We start from the raw sequence: 23,852 nt of genomic DNA, 5'->3' as shown, positions 1-23,852 counted from the left end.
GCTTATCCGAACAGTTCCATGATCGGCTTGCCCGTCGTCAGTGTGCGCAGCAAGCCCGTCGGGTCCTGCGGATTGTTGATCGGAATATCCAGGGCGTGGTAGATCGTCGCCGCCAGTTCTTCGGGGCGGACCGGCTTGTGCGTGGGATATTCACCGTACTTGTTCGTCTTTCCATAGACGTTGCCTCCTTTAATCCCCGCGCCCGCCAGAATCGACGAGAAACACTTGGGCCAGTGCTGGCGACCCGGGGGATCCTGCTTCAGCACATAAGGTGTGCGGCCGAATTCACCGGTGACGACGACCAGCGTGTTATCCAGCATGCCCCGTTCTTTAAGGTCAGAGAGCAGGGCGGCCAGTCCCTGGTCCAGTCGGGGCAGGCAGAAGCCCATGCCATAGGAACCGTTGCCGAACGCATTGCCCATTCCCATGTTCCCGCCATGCATGTCCCAACTGCTGCTGGGCGGCCCCTGCTTGTCATGATCCGCCTGTCCGGCCCAGCCGTTGACGGTCACAAAACGCACGCCCGATTCCACCATCCGCCGGGCCAATAGCAGGTTCTGACCCAGGGGATGCATGCCGTACCGCTCACGGACTTTGACCGGCTCCTCATCCATGTTAAATGCCCGGCGTCCTTCAGCCCGAGTCAACGCATCGTAAGTTTTCTCGCGCAGGTCCGACCAGTCTTTCACTTTCTGGTCTTTGTCGAGTCGCGTGGATTCCAGGTTGCGGAGCAGGGACTTTCGCTCTTCGAGGCGTTGTTCGTCGTAGGGATTGTAAATCTCCGGCGGTTTGAAGTCTTTCATCGCTGGATGATTATTGGCCGAGCCGACAAACACAGGCGCAAAAGCGGAGCCCAGATAACCGCCGATACCGATGTTGGGCGCACAGAAGACAGGCGGTCCCACACATTTGATGAGCCACGCATTAGAAACGAAATTGCGTTTACTCGGTTTGAACTTGGCGACGAATGAGCCCAGGTAAGGTTGTTCGTTCGCCATACCCTGCTGGACCCGTTTGTCCGACTGACCGCTGAGCAGGTTGTGCATCGCGTCAAAGTGATTGCTGATCGCTCCCGGATGCGACATCGAATTAATCAGCGTGAACTGGTCGGTCAGCTTGGCCAGTTCCGTGTGCATCTCATTGATGCGCATGCCCGGCACTTTGGTTTCGATGGGCATGTATGGCCCACGATAATCCAGGGGGGCCTCCGGCTTCATATCCCAGGTATCGATGTGGCTCGGCCCGCCACACAGCAGAACGAAGATGCAGGATTTCTCCGCCGCAACCGCCTTGCCCGAAGCGTCCAACTTGTCACTCCCCATCACCGCGCCCGGCATACCGAGACTCAGGGTTCCCAGTCCACTCGCAATGAGGGCCTGCCGGCGGTTCATCTGGAATTCATCCATTCTCAACCTCGTTCTGTTTCATATAAATCCGGATTGATGTGTGGATTATATCAGTTTCTCCCGGGTTGCAACAGAAATCTCAGGGAAATGAGCTGGTCTGCGCCAGAGTTCTTCAGGCTGTTCCCTGTTAAGTCGGAGCCTGGGAACTCGTAAACGTTTCGCTGCCCGAACTCGAAATACTGTCTGCGTGATCCACGATCTGTCGTAACAGTTCCTGCGAGCCAGGCGCGTTTTTCCAGGTCTCATAGGCGACCTTTAAGGCAATCTGCATCTGGGGTTGCGCTGCATACTGGTCCACGAGCCTCGCCAGATCATCCGCGTCATAATTGACGTGCTGCAATTCTTCCTGGGCGTGGGCGAATTCCACACTGTTTTTCGTTTCGGCTATAAATTCCTGGATGACCTGCTCAACGACGGGCATCATTCCCGGGATCGCTTCCAGCAGATAATGGTGCCGGCACCCCTCGATGTCCCCCAGTGTCTTTTGGAGTCTGATCTTAATCTGCCGTGTTTCGCGTTCTATGAAGTCACTTTGATTCTGAATCATGATGGTTCCTGCTTTCGGTGATGCGTGAAAGTTTCAGAGAGATCCGCTCCAGAATGGTCTGAAGCCGGTCCGATTTGATGTCTTCTGCGTGTAAGTTATTAAAGGCCTGTTGTGAGGAGAGGGGAATCAATTCATTGGGAGTACGCAGGATCTCCGTCGCCCGGGAGATCTGGATCGTTTGCCCCTGGCAAACGTGGAACAATGCTTGTGATATCGCTTCAGAGCGGAGCGTGACCGCATTCACATGGGAGACCAGTTCGACGCCCACCCGAAATTCGGGTTGATAGAGTTCCAGTACAGGATGTAACAGACTGCGATCGCTGCCCAGGGAGGCTGTGTTAAACAGGAACCCATGCAGGCGGGCGATCAGTTCCTCCAGCAGATCTCTGAAGGAGTCTTGCAGCATTTCCTGTCGTAAAGACTGCGAGTCATCGGAGACGTCAAACGCCAGCAGACCCACAAATTCTTTCCCACTGTCCAGCAGTAAAACATAAGACAGCAGCGCCTGGATGCGAAACAACGTCGTCTGTGGATAGTTCCGTTTCAGCAGTCGTTCAATTAACCCATGCTCGATCACCGGGGACTGAACTCCCCGCAGTTGCGCGGCGATCTTCTCTTTTTCTTCCCGGGGAATGTTCCAGGCATCGCTGGTGATGTATTCCAGCAGATTCGATTCTGCCAGGAAAATCAGCGCAGCATCAACATGCAACGCCTCTGATAGGCCGAGCGTCTGCAACTGCTGGAGCAAGGCGGTGACCGATTGCAGTTTCCAGAGCTGCTGACTGCACTTGAGATCGGTTTCCGATCGAAAATCGGCTGCGAATATCTCTTCTGGATGCAGACGACTATGAGTTTCAATTTGTGAGATTAGAGACGGACTCTGATAGCGGCCCGCTACTTTGGCGTGGGGATCGATCAACGTCCAGCCTGCATCGCTGGTCTGGATCACAATTCCCATATGAAACATCGGCGGTCGCAGGCGATCGGTTTCAGAACGTTCTGTGATAAAATCGAGAAACGAAATCAGTTCCGGTTTGAGTGTCACTCGGTGTTGTTTTGCATGTCTGAGAATCCCCCGGGCCACGCGCGCGTTATGACGAATTGCGATTTCCGAACCGGGAATCAGGGGCGTCGCTCCCAGCACCGTAGCCCCGGCCAGTCGGGCAAACGCGAGCAGGATCAACGCCCGCCCCAGGCAGTTCGGATTGCCATGTTTTGTGAATTGACGGGGAAAGATCCGGTTACAGGACTGGTTCGTGAAATCGTCCCGGATCTGTTGCAGTAATTCGATTTGTGTCCGCACGGGGGGCGTGGGGGTTAAGAGAAAATGAAACAGTTCGTCGCAGATTTCCCGCCGTCTCTCGTCCGAACCGTCTGCATATTCGGACGCCAGCTGTTTCAGATGCGGATCGAGTGATTCTGCCGCCGTCTGAATGGCCTGTCGTCCCAGCACGGTTAATTCAGACATCAGTTGACGGGATGCCTCATCCAGGGAAGGGAATCGTCTGCTGATTGGAAGCAATTCATTCCAGACAGCTTGTGGGAACTCAACAGGATCAGAGCCGGATGGCGTTGTTCGTTTCCGGCAGAAGGAGAGGACACGGTCCAGGTCTGAGGCCCGGGGAGGGTTAGTATTGGGATGACGCCGAACAGAATCGGCCTGCAAAGGGCAGGGGAGGCTGTGGTCGAGTGTGGTCATTCCCTCTCCAATCTCACTGGCCCTCTCAAAGACTTGTTAACGTCCTCTATTAATATCGCGATTCCCTACGACGTCAAGGACAACTTTTCATCGCATCGGAACCAGTCTCTCTCTGGTCCATGTTGCGGAACATCTCAGAAAATCCGGAATTGATTCCGTTCCGAAAAATTTTCTATAACTGTTCAAACAAATATGTTACAATGCAGTCTCTTTAACAGTGATCCTGTCTTTTTATCCCCAGTTCTGGGGCTTTATATTTTTCATTTCTTGATGAGAGGAGGCTGTTATGTCTGCGTCTGCTTCTCACCGCTCGGTCCTGCGTTACATCTACAACCACAATCCGTTCTATGTCATTAGTGCGGTATTGATGTTGTTCGCCGTGCGGTCTGCTTACGGAACCATTGAGATCGGTTCCATCAACTGCTGGATCATGATGGGAGTGCTGGCCGGGTATACCCTGTTGCTGGCGGGGATTGGAGTGCTGATTGTACGCTGGGGCAAAGTCTGGGAAGATGCCCGCTCGATTCTGCTGCTCCTGCTGCTGTTGTTTCTCGGGGTCTCGGTCAGCATGGATGATCTGTTTTCCCGGATTTCTGCCGAACAGGGGCTGCTGCTGATGACGGGCGGCTTTCTATTCTCGGCACTGCTCTCCGAAGCCGTCCTCTGGGGCGCCGGGATTCGTCTGGGAGTCCGCTACCGGATTCCCTATCACCTGTTTCTGGCCCTGTTTTATGCGGCTCCCTGGTGGTGCTCTCCGGAAATGCATCCCCGAACGCCTGCCGAACTGGAATGGACGCTGTTTATGTTCCCCGTCGTCGCGTCAGTTCTATTCTTGTGTCTGCTGCCTGCGGTCCGTGGAGGCGTTGCTTATGTCAAAACCAACGGCACCCCCTGGGGCTGGCCCTGGTTTCCCTGGATCGCCTTCGGCATGATCGCCGCCTGTGTCGGTTTTCGCTCGTTTGTACTCTGCCTGACTTTTGGTCCAGCGGGACCGATGTGGATCAAAACGGGTAGTGGCCCCTGGCTGATTTCCTTTGATACCCTGTGGGGCTTCTATTTCCTGATTCCACTCGCGTTCGCCTTACTCGTATTATTACTGGAAGGGGGACTCGCAACAGGCAACAAGGTCTTCCAGGCCGGCCTGACTCGTTTCGCCCCTCTGTTACTGTTACTCGCGATGCCTGCGACGACAGGTCCGGTCCACACCGGTTTTCTCTTCAAAGTGACGGATGCCATCGGCTCTCCGATCTGGCTCACGGTCTGGATGCTCATCGGCTTTTATCTCTGGGCCGCGTTCCGCCACGTACCAAATGCGATCTGGGGTGGACTGGGGGCAGTAGCGCTGCTGGCGATCGTCGGGCCACAGACGCTCGGTTCGCGAACACTGATCGAACCGACTCCCTGGCCTCTGCTCCTGGATGGTGTCCTGATCCTGGCTTTGGGAATTCGTAAACGTTCCTCGGGCATCTGCACGGCAGGGATCGTGGCCGCAACACTCGGCATCTGGTTGGTGATCCCCGATTCGGTTCTCTCCGAATATCGCTTCACGACCTGTTTCCATCTGTTGTGGATTTCAGCGCTGGTGCTGGGCCTGACGTTGAAGGACGATTTCAGCCGCGTCCTGCAATGTGCCAGTGCGCTGTTGATTCCCCTGGTGGCGCTGGTCGTCATCGGGAATGATCGTGCAGTGGAAATTCCCATGCTCTGGCGTCTCTCATACGTGGCTGTCTGGGTCGTGGGAAGTCTGTTGATTGCCCACTTCTGGTCCAGTCGCTGGTTTAAGTACTCCTTCGCTGCGACTGTAAGCATCCTGCTTTACACCAGTGCCGCCTATGGGTTCCGACAGGTGACCCGCACCCTGGATCGTTCTGCGGTGATCGCGTTTATCTGGTCGGTAGCGGCCTTGCTGCTCGCCTTCCTGATCAGCGCACACAAAGCCCGCTGGCTGCCCGAGTTTGCCTGGTTGACTTTCGGTAAAGAAACACCGCCGGAAGAAGAAACACTGCCGCCTCCACCGGAGGTTCCGCCTGGTGAAGAGGAGTGAAATGACACGGTATTAATCCTTCATGCCCCTCTCTCCACGGCGGAGAGGGGGGGCATGAAACAGTCTAACCCTCCTCATGTAAATGCAGGCTGGCGTCATTATCGCCGCTGATCCGAATCAAACGGTCCGGGTTCTGGTATTGGGCCACCAGGTATCGGGTCAGGTCGATCTGCATCTCGCGCATCGCTGCCAGATAGCGACCCTGTTCTTCGTTCTTTGATCTTTGATGTTCCAGCTCGATCTGATTCACGCGGCGTCGGGTCTCTTCATCAGCGAGGTTTAATTCCTCGTCCTGGTGAATCTGCTCATCGTGCTGCAACCGCTGCAGGTGAATGTCGTGCTCGGTTTGTTTCGACTCCATTTCCTGGCGTTTTTCTGCCCGGATGGCTTCCCGCGCCAGTTGCACATCCGCCAGTTCCTGGGCTTGAATCTCTGTCTCGGCGTCCAGCTTCAGCCGCGTCCGGGCTTCAATTGCATTGTCGTGCATCGCCTGCAGTGTCTCCCCCGCCGTATATCCGCGGTACACAACCTTATTGACCTGGTAGCCAATCCGTGCTGCCCGTGCCATCAGGTTCTGGTAAGACTCCAGTTCGTTCAGCTGCTCGGTATCCTGCTTGAAAACCTCAAAGGAGCGAGTACCGGCAAAATCGACGACGTCCGCCGTGACCGCATTGATAAAGTCCGCAATCGGATCGTGGGTCTGATCCAGCATCTTTTCAATGTCAGCCAGTTCAAAAAAGATCATCAGCTTGACGGTCAATAATGCATCATCTGCAGTCCGCACATCGTCTACCAGATAGTACGTTTGATCGGGAATTACCCTCAGCTTGTGAAACCGTAATGCCCGGGGAATCTTATGGGCCGGATCTTTCGGGTCTGCGCCATGCCAGCGAAAATCATGCAGCCATTCATTCTCCTCGGGGACGAAGAGCATGGGACCACGCTCCACGCGTCTGTGAACTTCATTCCCGACACGACGATAAACCACGATCGCTTCATGAGAGTCCAGTTCCAGCGAATTTTTGATGTCAATCGATAAATGCTGGACGGGATCGTACCAGACCGAGGTCGGACCCCGCTGGTGCTCGCAGTGCCCGTCTGCAAATTCAATGGAAAGATACTGGTCTGCACCGGCACAATACTGCCGTAACGGCTCAATTGACTTGCGAAACAGGATCAGACGCCGCGGACCATCGACGTAATCCACCCGTCCTTTATAATCCCAGACCGCAACCCGCTCACCCTGCCGAACTGTTTTAATACTGATCATGGAACTTCTCCCCTGCTGAGACCTCTGATTGGCCATTATTTCCCGATACAACCACTGGAAGATTTGAAATTAGCATCTCTTAGTGTTGTATCTACACACATGGTAGTGTCTGTGGGACACTAAGGCAATCGTTTATTTTTAAAAAATGATATTTGAGTTCGGGGAGGTTTCACTGTGAGAAGTGCAGTGGAGTTAAAATGTCGGGACCAGGAAGCTTTTATTGAGCCTTCTGCCTGCTGAAAGCGATAGTCCTGAACGATCGCTGTGCACAAGGTATCTGTTCCATTTGGTCACCTCATCGGGTAGTTTATAAAGAGTACTTACAAACGCGTATCAGCCCCTTCAGAAACGAACCATTGAGGAACACACCATGCGAAGGCTCTTCATCACTCTGGTCTGCTGTATTCTGCTGCTGCTCTCCACACAGTCGGAAGTATCTGCAGCCGCTCAGCCGCGTCAACCTCATGTGGTGATTATTCTGGCCGACGACATGGGCTACGGCGACGTGACCGCCCTCAACAAAGGCAGCCGCATTCCGACACCCAATCTGGATCAACTTGCCCGGCAGAGTCTGACTTTCACCGATGCCCACTCAGCGGGCTCCTATTGTGTGCCTTCCCGTTACGGTCTGCTTACCGGTCGCTACATGTGGCGGACCCGGCTTGGATCGGGTGGCAACCTCGCGAATCTGGCCGGGACCCTGATTGAACCGGGCCGCAAGACGATCGCGAATCTAATGCAGGATGCGGGCTACCACACGGGACTGGTCGGCAAATGGCACCAGGGCATCGACTGGAAACTGCACGACGAAAGCGAGCGGGAACAGATCCGCGTCGATCCCAATTACCAGAACTTCAAAAACATCGACTTCGCCTCTCCCGCCTTAAAAGGTCCGAAAGACTACGGATTTGCCTACTCCTTCGGCACCGCCGGTTCCGCGGAGATGAACCCCGCCGCCTTCATCGAAAACAACCGCGTCACCGTCATTCCGACGCTGACCTCCGCCCAGGCAAAAGCGAAGCACGGAGAATGGTATGGCCGGGACGATAACATCGTCGCCGAAGGCTACACCATGGATCGGCTCGTGCCCACACTGTCGAACAAGGCCTGCGAGTTCGTCGAGACTGCGGTCCGCACGAAACCCGATCAGCCCTTCTTCCTCTATTATGCGATGACCACGCCCCACAATCCGATCGTTCCCCACAAGGAATATCTGGGCAAGAGCAAAGCCGGCGCGTATGGCGATTTCGTCGTCGAACTCGATTACCACGTCGGTAAATTGCTCCGTAAACTGGACGACCTCGGCATTGCCGACAACACACTGGTCATCTTTACCAGCGACAACGGTCCCGTCGACCGCACCCGCGGATACCGGCAGCGCTGGGTCCGCGGCGACACCATGATCTACGGTCACGACAGCAACGGTCCCTGTACCGGCTGGAAGGGGGGCCTCGAAGAAGGGGGACACCGCGTGCCCTTTCTCGTCCGCTGGCCTGCGAAAATCAAACCGGGCGAAACCTGTTCCACGACCATCGTGTTCAACGATGTCCTGCCCACGCTGGCGGAAATGCTGAACGTCCCGCTCGATAACCACACCGCAGAAGACGGCGCGAGTTTCTATCAGGCTCTCACGGGAGAATCGCGGCCGGTCTCCTTCCACAAAGCGATCGTCCACAATCACCACAACGGCACCTTTGCGATCCGCCAGGGGCCCTATAAACTCACTGTCCGTGGCCCGAAAACCAACGCTGCCGTCCTGAATGACAGCATACCGGTGAATTACAAACTGTATGATTTGGATCAGGACATCGAAGAAACCACCGACATTTCTACGGAACATCCCGAGAAGATCAGGCAGATGCACGCGTTGTTGAAGCAATACGTCCGAGAAGGGCACAGCAACGACAGGCCTTGATTCTCGTTATCTTCTCAGAACCAAGACTACGAATCTATTCATTAACAGAGACTTACTATGTCACTCGATCCCTTTCATCTCGCGTTTCAGGTACGTGATATCGCCGAAGCCCGGGCCTTTTATGGCGGTCTGCTTGGCTGCAGCGAAGGCCGCAGTGACGAGTCCTGGGTCGATTTCAATTTCTTCGGGCACCAGGTGGTCTGCCATCTGAATCCGGAGATCGGCCCGGAAGGCAGCATCGCGGCCCACGTGAACCCCGTCGACGGACACGGCGTTCCCGTGCCGCATTTCGGCGTTGTCCTGACGATGGATCGCTGGCAGGCTCTGGCAGATCGACTGCGTGAAAACAAGATCGAATTCATTATCGAGCCCTACATTCGCTTTCAGGGCCAGCCCGGAGAACAGGCCACGATGTTCTTCCTCGATCCCAGCGGCAACGCCCTGGAGTTCAAAGCGTTCAAGGATATCGAATCTCAGTTGTTTGCGAAATAATTCGTTGTTACAGGTCTCAGGGGCTGGTTTATGGCTTCACTGCGATCTCGGTAAAGACGCCCAGGTGATCGCTGGGCCAGTCCTGCCCCTGTGGTTGATTCAACACCACCCGCGCGGAAACCACTCGTGCATAACCCCGGTAATGGTGGGGCGAACCGATCAGGATGTAATCAATCCGCCGATGATGGTCGGAAAGATGCCAGAACTGCTCCGTGGTCTTTTTCGCGTAAGGATTCTTTGTCGTCCAGGTATAACCCGGAGTTTGGTTTCCAGCCGCTTCCCAGGCGTCGTAGTAATGCGTACTGTGTCCGTCCAGGCTTTGCAGTCCCCTGAGATAACGCATACAGGCGGCCTCAGGCGTTGCGTCGAAGTCACCGGCGATGATCGGAGGGAAACCCTGTCGATCGCAGTTTTCGCGAATGAACTGGTCCAGCGCCACCGCATCGCGTTCCCGGTTCAACTCCCGATCGAATTGCCAGCGGGCCGTCCCGAACGTGCTCACAAACTGCAATCGCCCCACAGGCAGCGGCGCCTCGATCTCAACCAGCAGCGCCTTTCCGCTCCCGGGGAGCTTGTGTAGAGCTCGACGTTTCAGCGGCCAGCGGGAAGCCACTGCCACATCCAGCAGGCGACGTTCCCTGGTGTCAGCTCCGTCGGCTTCATGCTCGATATAATAGTTCATCCCCTTCAGTAGCTGTTTCACCTGATGCTCTTCTCCGGGAGTCCAGCCCGCTTCCTGAAAACCGATTACGTCTGGTTCGAGTGCCTTGATCTGCTCGCGCAACAGTTTCATCCGGACCTGGTAGGGTTTGGAATAGTTCCAGATATTTGCTGTCAGTACCCGCAGCGGACGATTCAGCGTTTCAGCTGTCGTCGGCTGTTGACCGAAGACTGCTGCATCCAAAATTGCGAACACCAGCAAGGCGATGACACAGGCAATCAGGCGGGAGTCTCTCAGCATGGTCCTGGCTCCAATTGTTTTTGAAAGGTTCCATCAAACTGATGCTACACTTTGAACCGGTGATTCAAGGATGATAAATAGAGTGAATTACACTTGTTTGCCAGCTTTTCAGGGGGACATGGGTCTGGCCCTGTCACCTGTCAGACTGGCTGAGATTACATGTTCCGTATTACTGCCGCGGTGATCCCCGACAGGGCCAGTGATAACAGAAACAGAATCGTTCCGTCGCGTTTTTTCTGCTTAAACCAGCAATAGGCGGCGGCTGACATTCCGATGCCCACACCCAGTGTGGAAATGACGTTAGAAATATTTTTCGGGGTCAGGGCGAGCTGGTCGAGGGCCTCATAACGACCATGGCTGTATTCAATGGGCCCGTAACGTATGTTGTAATAGGCCATCGTTCCCAGCATCAACAGGCCGACAGCAACATAAAAGAGACCAAAGAGAGTCGCGAAGATGCCACCCACGAAATGCCAGCGCATGTTGAATTCCTGCGTTCTCTAAAGATCGGAAACAGATTCCGAGGGAATATTCCAGAGTTTTGAGGTCACACTCCCAGGGAAAAAATCTGCTTGCAGAGTGTAATCGATTCGACTATTTTGAGTGCGATGTAAATGCATGTATAGAAATAATCAAAGCGGAAAATGAATGCAACTGAAACTGGTTGCCGTGGCTCACTTTCCGGTGGTCAATGAAATCGCCCGAGGCACTGATGGAAGAGTTTTTATACCTGAAAAAATCCAGACGATTCTGGGGCTGGACCCTGAGCCTGTCCGCCTTGACCACCATCCTCTCCCCCCTGCTCAGTATTAATGCTGTCTTCAAGATCCTGATGAGTATCACGGAGCGGTGGGAAGAGGGAGTACCGAAGCACCCCCTTGAGATCATGATCGATATCATCCGCAATTCGATGCATGCATTGAGCGTCGGAGCCACAGCAATGTTGATCTCGCTGATCGTGTTTGTTGTCGCCCTCATCCTTTATCTGAAACGGGGAAAATCCATGCTGGCGCTCACGGAAGGGGCGCTGGCTGCCCTGGAATCAGGCATGGAAGAGACAGAAATCATCTCTGCAGACTGAAGCCTCTCCCGACCCCCTGTGATTCCGATTCGAGCTCGCTAAAAAATATGCGGCTGCAGATCGACGGTAATCGGATCAAAGAAGGTAACAGTCCTTGCCGATTCGTCTGTTTCGTCCGCTTCAATCTGGTAAGGCACGTAGACATAACGAGACATGCCTGAACTTTCCAGATGCACGCGCAGGCCGTCGGAAACCGGTGATTCCAGTTTCTCGGGGATATTGACATCACAGGCCAGGGCTGAGGCCGCGATTTTCCCCTGTTGTGCCTGTTCCGAAAATGTCTGGCTCAACAGCTGATAGACGGCACTCGGCTCAGGCTGTGCATCACCCAGATCAGCACCCACCGCATTCATTTCGAGATCAGGAGTCAGGACTGCTCCAAAGGGATAGAACATTCCTGCTTCCTGCAGCATCGACTTGGCAAAATCGAAGCAGTGATTGAACAGGTCATAGATTTTCTCGGGAGGCACTTCCATTCTGATATTTCCTCTGATGCATGAAGCTATCTCTTGTATGAAGCTATCCCTGAAACTGCCAGTGATAGCTAAATCGTATTATGGGGAGCACGGCGTTGAGTGCAAGCCTCTCCTTCCGGACGATATGTAGCGGGCGAAGATCAATCGAGTTTCAGCCTGGTATTCCGGACCGTGCGTCCTTTCACCGGTTGACCGACGATGATCTCAACAGATTTCCCAGTTGATTTTGCAGCAGCGTAATCCGGTACCCCCTTGGGGTAAATCGCTTCGACCGATTTCACCGTTGCCGGCTTCCCATTGACTTGTAGATGATTGAATGTGACCGTGACCCGGGGGATTTCAGTCACCGGAATCCGGGCACCATAAACTTCCACGAAACTGGCAATTTTCGGTGACAGCATCAGCTTGTCACCTTTGAACCGCAGCGCACCAATGAAAATCGATTCGTCTTTTTCATGCGACTTAACAAACGCACCGACCCAGGTACACGGTTTTCCGTCAACCATTTCCCGGTCCAGACGGATCAGTTTGTAGGTGTAAGTTCCCTGCGTCCATTTGTACGGACGCCGGATGCTGACAAAATCCCCCTCATGCCCCGAGCTCTGGAAGAAGCCACCCTCAGCGGGGCGAATCGCTTCGTGGCTCCGCTCGCCCCACATGGACATCAACAGCCCGGGACCAATCTTACGCAACGTTTTGTTGGCCAGTGTATAGCCGTCCGACTGGGTCTGCAGACCGCCATAGAAGGGCGTCTGGCTCAGGTGTCCCAGGCCAATCGGAGCGATGTAGAGATTCTTCGTTGAAGGCAGGTCGTCACTGATCGTCACATCGATGCTGTAACTCTCGAACACAGATTCCTCGCCCAGGTCCCACCACAGGTCGACCAGATGCCAGGGCATCTGCTTGTATTCTTTTTCATCTGCCTGGACAGATTCTGTTAACAGGCAGACAGCCATCAGCAAACAGCAGGATTGGATGATTCTGAAACGCAGCACGATATTGATCCTCATAAAGCAGATTGAAGTCAGGGTACTCAGCTAAAAGGTTCCAGTCATGCTAACGGAATCAATCACTGACTGACAGTGAAGCAGAATAGAAACACTTCGAATCATGCTCTCGAGTCTGAAACTTATTGTTCCAGATCGGTGGGAGGCTGATTGAACAGCAGTGAAATTTCAGCAAGCAGCCGTTCCGCGGGTTTCATCTCTTCCCGTTCGTGGATCACCTTGCGGGCCAGGGCAGGGCGATTGGTCAGAATGCCGTCAACACCTCGATTCATCAATTGCAGCATCTGCGTCGGATCGTCGACCGTCCAGACGTAGACATCCTTTTCCGCATTGTGAGCGCGGTTCACAAAACTTCGCGTCGCGAATTTTGCATTCACGGCCAGGAAGTCAGCTTTGATATTCTCCAGGTCTCCTGCATGCACAGAAAGCAAGAGGCCACACTTCCAGTCCGGCCGCAGGGCTTTCATTTTGGCGATCCCTTCCGGTTTGAGTGACATCACCATGATCTGATCTGCCATCCCCTCGGACTCCACAATATCAGCCACCCGTTGTTCCAACTGCTGATCGTGTCCGTAATATTTGAGCTCAATGATCACGCCGATCTTGTCCTTGCACAGCTTCAGTACCTCAGCCAGCGTCGGAACCCGTTCGGCGGCAAACTGTGGATCGAACGAACTGCCGATATCGATTTCCGTCAAATCTTCCAGCGTCGCATCCCAGATTTTAAGCGGGTTGCCTGCGAGTTTCATCAAGTCGCTGTCGTGGACAACGACCACCTTTCCGTCTACGGTCTCCTGAACATCGAGTTCGATCCAGTCTGCACCGTCGGCAATCGCCTGGCGAAAGGCGGCCATGCTGTTTTCGGGAGCCGCTTTGGAGGCCCCTCGATGAGCCATTACCTGCGGTATCTGTTGCGCTTCGAGAGTGCTCTGTAACGACCAGTATCCGAGGAATGCGGCCCCCAGCACGCCGACGATTGCTGCCGTCGCCAGCCGCCCGCGCGTGAACAACTGACTTCCACTCTGTGTCTCGGCAGACTCGCTCTTTTCGACTGACATTGTTGCTTCCGGAATCATCTGCTGATATCCCTGAAACAGCAGGCCGGCAAAAGCGATCGTCGCGAACAGGTTCAAAGTCAGGCCTGTCAGAAACAGCACGAGCAGCATCAGTCCCACACGCGTTGTCAGCACCAGCAGCGACCCGACCTCTGTGGGAATCAGCACACGCCCCGCCAGTCCGACGAACGCGACCAGCAACGCATTCAGAATCAGAACCATACCCAACCAGGCAATCAGCCAGATCAGGATCTGACGACGGTGACCAGCGACCTTTCGCTGACTCGCCTGCAGCCCCTCAGCCGGGGGGACCTTGTCGAACAGAATCAGAGGCAGTGCCAGAAACCAGCCGGAAAACAGCCGCAGCAGGATGCCGGTCAGAACGAGTCCCAGAATCACACCCAGTCCGACGGCCACTTTGAATTCGGTTGGGCGCTCGTTGAGATAATAGTTTATGTCATATTCGCCCAGCAGTCCCAGATACACGCCGCCTGCTATCAGCAGGAACGGTGCCAAAACCAGCAGGCTCCAGCCAATCATCTTGCCGGTCACGTGTAGAATGTCCGCGACGTGACTGGCCGCAAACCGCAGTGATTCGATGACCTCCGGTTTCTGACCGCTGGCACGGGTCGCCAGAATCGACAGGAGAGACGCTTGCTCCAGCGCGACAATGGTCAGCCAGACCGCTCCCAGAGTGATCGCACAGATCCACCCAAACGGACCGGCAAAGAACAATGCGATATCGACGTCGGTCAATACGCTCTGCCCGCCCAGTGCCAGCAGAGTCCGAAACAGGATGGCGAACAGCGGTGTCAGCACCACGAATGCCAGCAGCTTATACAGCATGTCCGCCCCGATCAGGTGCCGTAGTGAGGCGTTCAGGCTGGTTGCGATCTGACGGGTGAATGGAACCAGGGACATGGCGGAATCCTGTTCTTCAGTTTAATCTGTGGCTGTGTTCTGTCATTTTACCAGTCTTTCCTCAGTATTGGGAGAAGATAATCTCTCAGACACCAGCGAATTACCAGGTTGCTCTCACCTTAAAAAAGTTGTGGGCGACTCGTGGATCGTTTAAGATAAAATCTTACTGCAGCTACGGTAACTGACAGCTTCAATTCCATTCAGGGGGAGATCATGCAGCGCTCGTTTTCAGGACTGAAGTACCTTGTCACATTTACCATGATGACCACGTTGACAGCGACCGCCTCGGCCGACGATGCCAGGGCGAAAGCAATCCAAAAAGACCGGAATCAGATCGCCGGTACCTGGAAAATCGTGGCCCTCACAGTCAACGGCAACAAATCCAAAGACGAGGACGCCCAGAAACTGACCGTGGTCAACGGGGCTGACGGAACCTGGAGCCTGCGTTCCGAGGGGAACGAAATCGTCAGAGGGACCACCAGTATCGATCCCACACTGAAACCGAAGACGATCGACATCCAGCCAACCACAGGTGGGGACAAAGGCAAAACGTACCTGGGGATCTACGACCTGGGTGAGAGTACCCGCAAACTCTGCTTCGCTCCCGCAGGTATCGAACGTCCCACTGTTTTCAAGTCGAGCCCCGGCGACGGCCGCATCCTGGTGAAGTTCGAACGCGTCGAAAAGAATACGGAATCTACTTCTCCCTGATTGATCATTTTCGTTTTTCTGAAATGCTACGCATTCTTCCCGAATTCTGTGTTTTACAGGGGAAAAAATGACAGTTCAGGAGATTCTGGTAGAACTCGATAAACTTATCATCGAAAAGCTTGGCTCTTTAGATGAAGCACTGAATACCGAACGGGGGCAAGAGCTGTTTCTTGTGTTAACATCCGAAACCAGACGTCAGGAATTGATCGAGACGTATGGTGACACGATTGAGATGAACGATCTGGCCAGGGGTATCAAACAGAAAATTGAAAAATCGATCGGAAAAAAACTGGGGTGACTGTCAACCTGTTTTATTATTGTCTTCCGAAACAACTAAAAATGATCGACGAGAACCTGAGCGGAATGGCGCTAGCCACCGATTTGAATCCGCGTCTATAATCAAAGTCGCTGTGAATCAACATCAGCTTTCCAACAGAAACAAAACCGTTCCTCAACCAGAAAAAGACCAATGCCAAACCAGCATAGGGTGGCACTGTTGGCTCGTCCAACAGTGACGGAATCAGTCTCCTATACCATCACTTTCAGAAACGTATTATTGTCTTTCTTCTTCCTGGCCTGGCCCAGTCTGCTTCTGGCCGAAGAATTCCGCGTCGAAACACCAACCGCGCTGCAGTCTACAGTGAAAGCAACTCAGCCGGGAGATCTCATCTCTCTCGTCGGCTCTGACTGGCACGATGTCCGCCTGAAGCTCAAGCTCCAGGGGTCACCAAAACAGCCGATCATCGTGCGTTCCCAGATCACCTTCACAGGATCTTCGTCCCTCGATCTGAATGGTGAGCATGTCGTCCTCGACGGTTTCACGTTTCGCGACGGCAGTCTGAAAACCGGACACGTCCTCCGTGTCCGCGGCGCACACAATCGGGTAACCCGCTGCACGATTGAGAATTATAACCCGGACAACATCGACACCCGCTATCAGTGGCTCAGCCTGAACGGCCACGATCATCGCGTTGATCATTGTAAATTTGCCGGTCAGAACCATTCGGGGACCACGCTGGTCGTCTGGCTGGATGAGGATGGCGAAGTCGGCCGGCACCGCATCGAACGCAATTACTTCCTCAACCGCCAGCGGGGTAACGGCAACGGATTCGAAACGATCCGCATCGGCACCAGTGAAACGTCAATGAAGTCCGCCCGGTGCATCGTTGCTGAAAACCTGTTCGAAAACTGCGACGGAGAAATCGAGCTCATCTCCAACAAGTCGTGCGATAATGTCTATGAACGCAACACGATCATCGGCTGTGCTGGCGCCCTGACGCTGCGGCACGGCGACAACTGCATCGTCCGTGAAAACCTCATCCTGGGGGACGGCGACCGGCATTCCGGGGGCATTCGCATCGTCGGTGAAGGGCACCAGATCATCGGTAATCATATCGAAGGCGTCGGCAATCGCATCGGCGGCGCGATCGCATTGAGTGCCGGCGTACCGGATCCAAAGCTAAGCCAGCACGCCCGGGTCCGTCACGTTCTCATCGACGGTAATACATTGATCGACAATGCCGGTGAGGAAATCGTCTACGGCCACGGACTGGGCAGCCGCTCCCGCTCGCTGCTGCCGGAGGATATCATAGTCAAGAACACCCGCCGCTCAGGTCCACCTCGGCTCAAGCGCCTGAAGCCGGAAGACGTCGGCCCTGGAGCACGAAAGGATTAAGATCCTGCCGTTGCATTTACGATGTTCCCATCTATTCTGCTTTCGATGGAACTACTGCGAAATCCGTCACGACTACTGCCAGCTTGCCGTCAGCATCAAATCCTGCATAGGTGGCATAGAACCCGTCTCCGAAACCTGACGAAAAGGCAACTAGATTTCCCTTGCCGAATGGCAGATCCAGCCAGCCCCACGTATTGACGTAAGTCCGCTCTATGGCATCGAGTAAATTTTCAAAGTAGTTCGGATCACTGGTCAACTTCTCGTCAAACACTTTCGCCGCTGAAGCGTCTATAAAACAGCCCGTACCCGAGTCGACCCCATAGCCAAAAATATCCCCCTCCTGCAATTTACCAGGGGGCTCTCCTTCGACAGAGAGCATCTTCCAGGTCACGGGAACTGTATCCCGGAAGCGGATGCGGGCAAAAGCGACGCGCTGATCTTCAGCAATATGTGCGATGCTGAGAATGACGGGAAAGGTCCCCGTGGGCATCTTCAGCTTAAAAGGGAGAGGATCCATGAACACGATCGCGTCGCTGGCGATCAGCTTGCCGGTAGGGAGATGTAAATCGGCAATATTTCGTTCACGTAGTGTGATGTCGTTGATGGTTATCTCTTTTTCGAGAGCGAGGGCGAGGTATGCTGCAGAGACTGGTAACCCCATGTTATCGGAGTCCTGACCAGTGCCTTGCGTGCTGTCACTCTGCGAACAACCAGTAGAGAACAGGGCTGTCAAAATGCTGAAGATGATGGTTCTGGTGCTCAAGTATTTTTCCTTATTAAATATGAATCTGCCGCCTCAGTTTACTCCGCCTGGTCCAGCTCCTCGCGCAGGGCCTGCAGTTGTCTGCGAACCTCATCCAGATCGGGATTGGCATTCCTCCAACTCGGCCAGTATTTCCAGAGTAATTCATCCACGCGATCTGAGATCAGAGGATACTTTGGATGTTGCGCTAAATCGCGGACGGTTTCAAAAATGTCATCCGGAAAGCCGCTGGAGATACCGTGAACCAGGATATCCACTGCAGGATGGTCGCCGGGGCGTCCGTTGGGCATGGGAGAACTTTCTATTGTACGGCCGGCACACGGAGGCCAGTACGAATGAAATCAGGAACGAAATACATCGATGTCCAGAGTTTAAAGAGAGAGACTGCCGGAACGGTTTCATATCTCTTGGTATCATTGTATATGATATACAGATGGGTCTGGTCTCTCAAGCAGCCGTCCTGTTACGGAGGCGGGGTGGGGAAAAACAGACCGCTTCCAGGATTTGTTTCCCGCGTTCATCCACTTTCAGAAAAAGCAGCAGTATGGAATTTTATGAAGAACACATGGAGCAACTCCATTTACGCGAGTGGCTCCGGTTGTACTCTCCACGTATAGTGCTGGGGTTTCTTATCTGGTTTCTGTTCAAGATACGTCTGGCGCGTATGGATGCGTCTATCAGTCCGGTCAAAGGCGATATTCGTGAGCGGCTGATTGAACTGCATCAGGTTCCGGAACAGGCACAGCCGGAAGTTGTTGCCATCCTGCAACAGCTTGCTGAACAGGGATTCGTGGATCCCCTGATTGAAAGCCAGTTACATGGTCGTAACCGCGATCATCTGAAGATGATTGGTGTCAACGTGCTGTCACGACACAAAAGCGGCAGGTATGTCGCCTTAGTGACGAAGATGTTTGAAGGAGAGCCCACCTCCCGGCAGGGCGAAACCGTTTACACATTTATAGACAAAGAAAAAACGATCATGACCAGTAATATGGGACCGGGGTTTGCTGACTCACCAGAAAATGAATTGACCTCTTATCCTGAGAGTACCTTTGAGAAACTGCTGGAGCATCATCTTCAGACACTCGCCCGACGGGGAGACTCTTTTATTTCGATTCATCACCAGGACGAGATGCTCACTTGCATTCAGGGGCTGTATGATCGATTTGTAGCACGCATGGTGCAGCGGGGATACTTCGTGAAAGTCGAGCCGGAGGAAGGACTGGAACTCCCCCCGATCATCGATTACGAAAATCAAGCCACAGTCGAGGATCGCCGCCTCAGTCTGTCTGTCAGATTGATCTTTATTTTCTTTTTTTTTGCGGTCATTTCATTTCTGATTTTGAAAAAGGCGATCTGGGGACCATAGCTCAGCTTTGTTGGTCAGCTGCCAGTCTGATTGACCTTCACAAAAGATCGGTTGGTGTATATATTGATATTAAGTGGATGTCTGTGGTATGTCTCAGTTCTCTGACAGATCACTCCCGTATTTCCCGCCACTCTGTTTCTACGGTGTGCTGCTGTCTCACTTCAACAACCGGTCTTTCCCATCTCAGTGGGAACCGTTTTGCATCAATAAGGCTCGATTGAATGCGACTTCTGAATTGTCCTGCTCGCTTATTATTTGTGATCTCTGCTGCTTTGTTCCTGCTGGGCGTAGAACCAGATTCACTCTCCGCCGCGGATCGGGAACGCTGGGATTTCAGCTTTCGGGGAGGGGAATACGATCTCAATCGCCTTGAGCTGTATGGCAACCTGGCCGGAATCAAACCCACTGCAGACGGGTTACGCATGAAGCTTGCCGCCGGCGATAAAAAGGACTGGGGCGGGATTGATATCCGGTGTCGACTGGAAGGGGATTTCAAGATCACCGGGAAATACACAATTACCGAACTTGGCAAACCTGAAGGCGGGTCGGGAGCCGGCCTTTCCATCGGAATCAAAGACAAGGACCAGGAGTGGGCCACCATTCAACACGTCAACCAGCATCACGCGGGGGAAGTGAATGTGGCGCATCGTGGTTTCCGCAAACAGGACGGTAAAGGGTACGACAGTAAATCAAAATCAGAGAAGGCCAACATCAGCCAGGGAATCATGGAAATTGAACGCAAAGGCAACCTTCTGACATTCGCTGCCAATACTGCCGATGGTCAGGCACCGGTTTTGATTGAGTCGTATGAATATACGGAGAGCCCTGTCGATTATCTGCACGTCGGAGTGAAGCAGGGGGGATCCAAGGCACCCGTGGATTTGCATCTGACCGAGATCATGCTGGAAGCAGATCAGCTTACGTTTGATTATCAACCCAAGACGGACTGGACTCCCTGGATCTGGGGAGCCGTGATTGCAGTGGTGGTCCTCTGCGTCATTCTGGTCGTTGTTTATAAAATGCGACAAGCCTGAGTCACTTCTCTGCTGAAAAAGGAACCGAGATGAAATCGGCGCTCAAACGAGGATTTACCCTGATTGAACTGCTGGTCGTCCTGGCCGTCATCGGGTTATTGATTGCACTGCTGGTACCCGCGGTCCAATCCGCACGAGAATCCGCCCGCAAGCTGAGCTGCAGTAATCATCTGAAGCAGATTGGCATCGCGTTACAGAATTATGAGTCGATGCATTCTGTCTATCCCTTTGGAGTAGGAGTCGTACTGGGGGCGCCGGATACGAATCCCATTACCTCTGTCGATTCCCGACGTTATTCCGCCCATTCTCAGCTACTTCCGTTTCTGGATCTTTCTACCGTTTACAACAAGATCAACTTTAACGTGCAACCGTTCTATCCGGACACCACAGGCGAGCCCCGTAAGGTCACCGGTATCGGTCCGAATGAAGAGATCGCACAAACCACCATTCCCGTTTTTCTCTGTCCGTCCGATATTGACCGGCTCACGCATCCCTGGGGGAATACCAACTATCGCTCCTGTAACGGCAGCAACTGGGATGGTAGGCGCGGCAACGGGATGTTTGGCCAGTCCAGCGCAGTCCGCGTCGGTCATATTACGGACGGTCTGTCCAATACGGCTGCCTACAGCGAGCGGATCCTGGGTGATGACGATGACAGTGCCACGGATATGGAGTCCGATCTGTTCGGGCTGGCGGCACCCTGGACAGAAGACTCATTTCGATCCTGGTGTGTCAACCTGACAGAATCAGAGGCATCAACCCTCTCCAACACCGATTCGAACGGCGGGATGACCTGGCTGGAAGGGAACATGAACTTCACACGTTACAACCACTTTCTGCCCCCCGGCACCACTGCCTGCAAAGCGGATCTCACCTGGAATGGAAACAGTATGCCGGCCAACAGTCGGCACGGTTCCGTGGTGAATGTCGTGATGGCAGACGGTTCCGTCCGCTCGGTCAGCTACAATATCGACGCCTCCGTCTGGAACGCAATGGGATCCACCTCAGGCAACGAAGTGCTGGGAAAGAATTGATAGGATTCATACTGGTGTTAACACGTTTTGAGTGAAATCTATATGGTCCCAATGGAATGAGGGCACAGTATGATTTGGGTAAAGACTTTTTTTTATCTGGTGATGTTTTCGATTACGATCAGTCCCGGATCGAACCAACCACGCCGGGAATATTCGCCGGCCGAAAAAACGCTTCTGACCGAACTCTGCGTCACTGTCACCCTGGATGTGCTCCAGAGTGACAAAATCACCAAAGGAGAGCCCTGTTTCTTTGCCCATGGCGACCACCAGGGGAACTTAATCCCGTTTCGCAGTTCTATTCTGAAACGGATCAAAAAACAGGGGATCAGTGCCTATCCCTCAACTGCCATGATCGGCAAAGGAGAGCTCGATTTTATCACCACGCAACGCGCTCAACAGAAACCCCTGTTTGTTCTAGAGGGCACCACCCGGGAAGGCCGGCTCTATATCATTAAATTTAAGAGCTATAAGGAAGACACAGTCCGTTTCAACACGTCCCGGTTAAAACGAAATCAGGAACTGAGTGCGCGCCGCTATCAGCTGAAAAAAACGGGCGGTGTATGGAAGATAGATACCAGGACGCACGTAATCTTTTAAGAGTAATCCTGCAGTTTTGTCTTGAGCTGCGACAGAGAGAACCTGTGTTTCGAAGGTGGATCTGTCTGGCTGCAGAGTTCCAGACTGAGCTGTCCGTTGACTGCGATAAAGGGCTGCTGTTCCAGCAGGACGGTAGCCGGTGACTGGCTTAATGTCTCAAAGAGTTTCCGGAGCGGTTCGAAGTCGGCCTCCCGCGAGCCCGCCAGCAGGAGCCAGGGGCCAGCTGAAGTTTCAATCGCAGACATGCGAATTAGTTGATCTGCAGTCGGCATCAGTCGAGGCGTTCCTGGTACACGATGTTTATTGCGTGGATGCGAATTTCTTCTGTATTAAATCAGAGATCAATCACGGCTCTCAAGCCGACGAGCAAAGCGGTGTCGACGGTCTCGTGGGCCGGGCGGAGGACCTGCATGTCGGCTGTGAGGTGGAACCATTTGCTGACTTCCACGTTATAGAACATTTCGACGCCGTAGCCATCTCCCACGCCTCCCAGAATCGTATTGATGAAGGGAGCGAGCCGGTCACTGGTGGCCGAGTAGTACCAGCCGATGCCGAAGGTGTCTGCTTCCCGGCTGGAGATGGGGCTGTTGCCGCCGATCCCCAGGCTGAGGAACCATTCGATGGGATTGGTCTGTTTATCCGCGATGCCGGCCCGCCCGAACAGACCCCAGCCACGTTGCGGATTATCAGGATCGACAAACAGATATTGATCGAAGTTCCAGTAAAACGACCAGGATTCGGTTTCGCGGCTGATGGGGATATCGGGCAGCAGGATAAAGGGATCCTGTTCCAGCGAGGCGAACGAACGACTGCTGTAGCTGGCTCCGAACAGGAAGTGTCCCGGTTTACCGAAGAGGTTCGTGGGGAGACGCAGTTCAGGGACGATGGCAGCTCCGTGGGCAAACAGCTCTTTGAAACCACTGGTGCGGGTGGTGTCTGTGGAGTTGAGTACCGTGAAGGTAAAAATCGGCTCGCCTTCTCTTAAGATCAGAAAGCCGGCTCCCAGAGTCGAGTAGACGATGGTTCGCAAACCGATAGGTGTGGCCACAAAGGCGGTGTTGGAGAACTGGGTTTTACCGCGTCCGTGAGCGAAGGCATTCATGTCGCCGTCAAGGGTATCCAACTTCCCGGCGAAGACGCCGAAGGTCTCGGAAAACATCTGAGTAAACAGAACATTGGTCAGGTAGACCTCGTTACTGTAGGAAACCGGCAGGTCAGGCGCGAGGGTGGCGGGAATGATGGCCCCGGTCGCTTCGTTGATGGTTTCTCCAAAGCGATGTTCGGCCCGGAGCTTGACGAACAGTCCCTGCGGTCCGCCCAGTTTGGCCGCGTCGATATTCATGATATAGTCGCCGTGGCCCGAGTAACGGAAATCCCGTTTTTCCCCCCCTGAGGCGACCCCCATATAGAACTGAATCAGGTCGGCGTCGAAGGTGATTCCCTGTTCGGCCAGACAGGCACGACGCGGAAACAGATTCTGCGTCATGGTGGTCTGTGCCCAGAAGTCAGGGCCATCACAACATGTGCCGGGGCTGGCGCAGTCGGTGCAAGGCGATTCGCAGGAGAGCAGCTCCGGCTCGGCTGTCTGTTGAGTTTCTTCGTAAAGGGAGACCGGAAACGATTCGTCGGCGAAGGCGGATCGACTGAGGGGCGCAACACTACAGAGGAAGATCAGGCAGCAGGTCGAAACGATTCCGTGACATCGTCCCAGGTACCAGCGCATTTTGGTAAAACCTGTGACCATGGGTAGACTCGATAAAAGTACTGAAAGGAACTGAACCTTTCGATAGTTTCG

Annotated in this window: 24 protein-coding genes; 11 read left to right on the top strand and 13 right to left on the bottom strand. The window is 53.9% G+C overall.

Features of this window, described 5'->3' with window-relative positions:
• Window positions 1-2: 2 nt before the first annotated feature.
• The 3 genes from Enr10x_RS17970 to Enr10x_RS17960 all read right to left on the bottom strand — a co-directional run bounded on the left by Enr10x_RS17970 (window position 3) and on the right by Enr10x_RS17960 (window position 3,421).
• Complete coding sequence (locus Enr10x_RS17970) at window positions 3-1,406, bottom strand: DUF1501 domain-containing protein (protein WP_145450885.1); 1,404 nt, start codon at window positions 1,404-1,406, stop codon at window positions 3-5.
• Between the two features lie 127 nt (window positions 1,407-1,533).
• Window positions 1,534-1,953, bottom strand: a complete 420-nt coding sequence (locus Enr10x_RS17965) for a hypothetical protein (RefSeq protein WP_145450884.1) — start codon at window positions 1,951-1,953, stop codon at window positions 1,534-1,536.
• Window positions 1,934-3,421, bottom strand: a complete 1,488-nt coding sequence (locus Enr10x_RS17960; RefSeq protein ID WP_145450883.1) for a hypothetical protein — start codon at window positions 3,419-3,421, stop codon at window positions 1,934-1,936. Before Enr10x_RS17960 ends, Enr10x_RS17965 begins: the two co-directional genes overlap by 20 nt.
• A gap of 517 nt (window positions 3,422-3,938) precedes the next feature.
• On the opposite strand from Enr10x_RS17960, the gene Enr10x_RS17955 reads away from it, so the two are divergent.
• Window positions 3,939-5,696 (top strand): hypothetical protein, encoded by a 1,758-nt coding sequence (locus tag Enr10x_RS17955; RefSeq protein WP_145110836.1) that lies wholly within the window; start codon window positions 3,939-3,941, stop codon window positions 5,694-5,696.
• A gap of 64 nt (window positions 5,697-5,760) precedes the next feature.
• Here the strand turns inward: Enr10x_RS17955 and Enr10x_RS17950 are convergent, their stop codons facing one another.
• Window positions 5,761-6,966 carry a hypothetical protein gene (locus Enr10x_RS17950; protein WP_145110833.1) on the bottom strand — a complete coding sequence of 402 codons (1,206 nt, stop codon included), beginning with the start codon at window positions 6,964-6,966 and terminating at the stop codon, window positions 5,761-5,763.
• Between the two features lie 370 nt (window positions 6,967-7,336).
• On the opposite strand from Enr10x_RS17950, the gene Enr10x_RS17945 reads away from it, so the two are divergent.
• A complete protein-coding gene (locus Enr10x_RS17945; RefSeq protein ID WP_145110830.1) occupies window positions 7,337-8,881 on the top strand; it encodes a sulfatase family protein in 1,545 nt (514 codons plus the stop codon).
• 57 nt (window positions 8,882-8,938) lie between these two features.
• Window positions 8,939-9,373 carry a VOC family protein gene (locus Enr10x_RS17940; protein WP_145110827.1) on the top strand — a complete coding sequence of 145 codons (435 nt, stop codon included), beginning with the start codon at window positions 8,939-8,941 and terminating at the stop codon, window positions 9,371-9,373.
• A 28-nt stretch (window positions 9,374-9,401) separates the two neighbouring features.
• Here the strand turns inward: Enr10x_RS17940 and Enr10x_RS17935 are convergent, their stop codons facing one another.
• Together Enr10x_RS17935 and Enr10x_RS17930 are read right to left on the bottom strand one after the other, a co-directional pair.
• Window positions 9,402-10,334 carry an endonuclease/exonuclease/phosphatase family protein gene (locus tag Enr10x_RS17935; protein ID WP_145450882.1) on the bottom strand — a complete coding sequence of 311 codons (933 nt, stop codon included), beginning with the start codon at window positions 10,332-10,334 and terminating at the stop codon, window positions 9,402-9,404.
• A 155-nt stretch (window positions 10,335-10,489) separates the two neighbouring features.
• Entirely contained in the window at window positions 10,490-10,816 is a 327-nt protein-coding gene (locus tag Enr10x_RS17930; RefSeq protein WP_145450881.1) for a hypothetical protein, read from the bottom strand.
• Window positions 10,817-11,025: 209 nt separating this feature from the next.
• Here Enr10x_RS17930 and Enr10x_RS17925 point away from each other — a divergent pair, with 209 nt between their 5' ends.
• Entirely contained in the window at window positions 11,026-11,415 is a 390-nt protein-coding gene (locus Enr10x_RS17925) for a hypothetical protein (RefSeq protein WP_145110817.1), read from the top strand.
• Window positions 11,416-11,453: 38 nt separating this feature from the next.
• Here Enr10x_RS17925 and Enr10x_RS17920 read toward each other — a convergent pair whose 3' ends face one another.
• From Enr10x_RS17920 to Enr10x_RS17910, 3 genes are all read right to left on the bottom strand, one after another.
• Window positions 11,454-11,891, bottom strand: a complete 438-nt coding sequence (locus Enr10x_RS17920) for a hypothetical protein (RefSeq protein ID WP_145110814.1) — start codon at window positions 11,889-11,891, stop codon at window positions 11,454-11,456.
• A gap of 140 nt (window positions 11,892-12,031) precedes the next feature.
• The gene (locus Enr10x_RS17915) at window positions 12,032-12,886 is read right to left on the bottom strand and encodes a DUF3472 domain-containing protein (RefSeq protein WP_145450880.1); all 855 of its coding nucleotides are present in this window, start codon (window positions 12,884-12,886) and stop codon (window positions 12,032-12,034) included.
• A gap of 134 nt (window positions 12,887-13,020) precedes the next feature.
• Window positions 13,021-14,874 (bottom strand): glycerophosphodiester phosphodiesterase, encoded by a 1,854-nt coding sequence (locus Enr10x_RS17910; protein WP_145110809.1) that lies wholly within the window; start codon window positions 14,872-14,874, stop codon window positions 13,021-13,023.
• A 213-nt stretch (window positions 14,875-15,087) separates the two neighbouring features.
• Between Enr10x_RS17910 and Enr10x_RS17905 the strand changes: the two genes are divergently transcribed.
• The 3 genes from Enr10x_RS17905 to Enr10x_RS17895 all read left to right on the top strand — a co-directional run bounded on the left by Enr10x_RS17905 (window position 15,088) and on the right by Enr10x_RS17895 (window position 17,260).
• Window positions 15,088-15,585, top strand: a complete 498-nt coding sequence (locus tag Enr10x_RS17905) for a TIGR03067 domain-containing protein (RefSeq protein ID WP_145110806.1) — start codon at window positions 15,088-15,090, stop codon at window positions 15,583-15,585.
• Window positions 15,586-15,652: 67 nt separating this feature from the next.
• Entirely contained in the window at window positions 15,653-15,883 is a 231-nt protein-coding gene (locus Enr10x_RS17900) for a hypothetical protein (protein WP_145110803.1), read from the top strand.
• Window positions 15,884-16,141: 258 nt separating this feature from the next.
• Entirely contained in the window at window positions 16,142-17,260 is a 1,119-nt protein-coding gene (locus tag Enr10x_RS17895) for a polysaccharide lyase 6 family protein (RefSeq protein WP_197997266.1), read from the top strand.
• A 31-nt stretch (window positions 17,261-17,291) separates the two neighbouring features.
• On the opposite strand, the gene Enr10x_RS17890 is transcribed toward Enr10x_RS17895, so the two are convergent.
• Entirely contained in the window at window positions 17,292-18,023 is a 732-nt protein-coding gene (locus tag Enr10x_RS17890; protein WP_145450878.1) for a DUF4241 domain-containing protein, read from the bottom strand.
• A gap of 38 nt (window positions 18,024-18,061) precedes the next feature.
• Complete coding sequence (locus tag Enr10x_RS17885) at window positions 18,062-18,313, bottom strand: hypothetical protein (RefSeq protein ID WP_145450877.1); 252 nt, start codon at window positions 18,311-18,313, stop codon at window positions 18,062-18,064.
• A 254-nt stretch (window positions 18,314-18,567) separates the two neighbouring features.
• Between Enr10x_RS17885 and Enr10x_RS17880 the strand changes: the two genes are divergently transcribed.
• The 4 genes from Enr10x_RS17880 to Enr10x_RS17865 all read left to right on the top strand — a co-directional run bounded on the left by Enr10x_RS17880 (window position 18,568) and on the right by Enr10x_RS17865 (window position 22,057).
• The gene (locus Enr10x_RS17880) at window positions 18,568-19,392 is read left to right on the top strand and encodes a hypothetical protein (protein ID WP_145450876.1); all 825 of its coding nucleotides are present in this window, start codon (window positions 18,568-18,570) and stop codon (window positions 19,390-19,392) included.
• Window positions 19,393-19,613: 221 nt separating this feature from the next.
• The gene (locus Enr10x_RS17875) at window positions 19,614-20,426 is read left to right on the top strand and encodes a hypothetical protein (protein WP_145450875.1); all 813 of its coding nucleotides are present in this window, start codon (window positions 19,614-19,616) and stop codon (window positions 20,424-20,426) included.
• Window positions 20,427-20,455: 29 nt separating this feature from the next.
• Window positions 20,456-21,460, top strand: coding sequence for a DUF1559 family PulG-like putative transporter (locus tag Enr10x_RS17870; protein WP_145450874.1), 1,005 nt, complete (start codon window positions 20,456-20,458; stop codon window positions 21,458-21,460).
• A 69-nt stretch (window positions 21,461-21,529) separates the two neighbouring features.
• Window positions 21,530-22,057, top strand: coding sequence for a hypothetical protein (locus Enr10x_RS17865; protein WP_145450873.1), 528 nt, complete (start codon window positions 21,530-21,532; stop codon window positions 22,055-22,057).
• Here the strand turns inward: Enr10x_RS17865 and Enr10x_RS17860 are convergent.
• Complete coding sequence (locus Enr10x_RS17860) at window positions 22,054-22,329, bottom strand: hypothetical protein (RefSeq protein WP_145450872.1); 276 nt, start codon at window positions 22,327-22,329, stop codon at window positions 22,054-22,056. The two genes, Enr10x_RS17865 and Enr10x_RS17860, sit on opposite strands and share 4 nt — an antisense overlap.
• A 62-nt stretch (window positions 22,330-22,391) precedes the next feature.
• Window positions 22,392-23,780 carry a carbohydrate porin gene (locus Enr10x_RS17855; protein ID WP_232093040.1) on the bottom strand — a complete coding sequence of 463 codons (1,389 nt, stop codon included), beginning with the start codon at window positions 23,778-23,780 and terminating at the stop codon, window positions 22,392-22,394.
• Between the last annotated feature and the right edge of the window lie 72 nt (window positions 23,781-23,852).

It is taken from the genome of Gimesia panareensis (genome assembly GCF_007748155.1).
GTDB classification, from domain to species: domain Bacteria; phylum Planctomycetota; class Planctomycetia; order Planctomycetales; family Planctomycetaceae; genus Gimesia; species Gimesia panareensis.
Note: the sequence above shows the minus strand (reverse complement) of the source record. Positions and strands in the feature narration are given on the sequence as shown.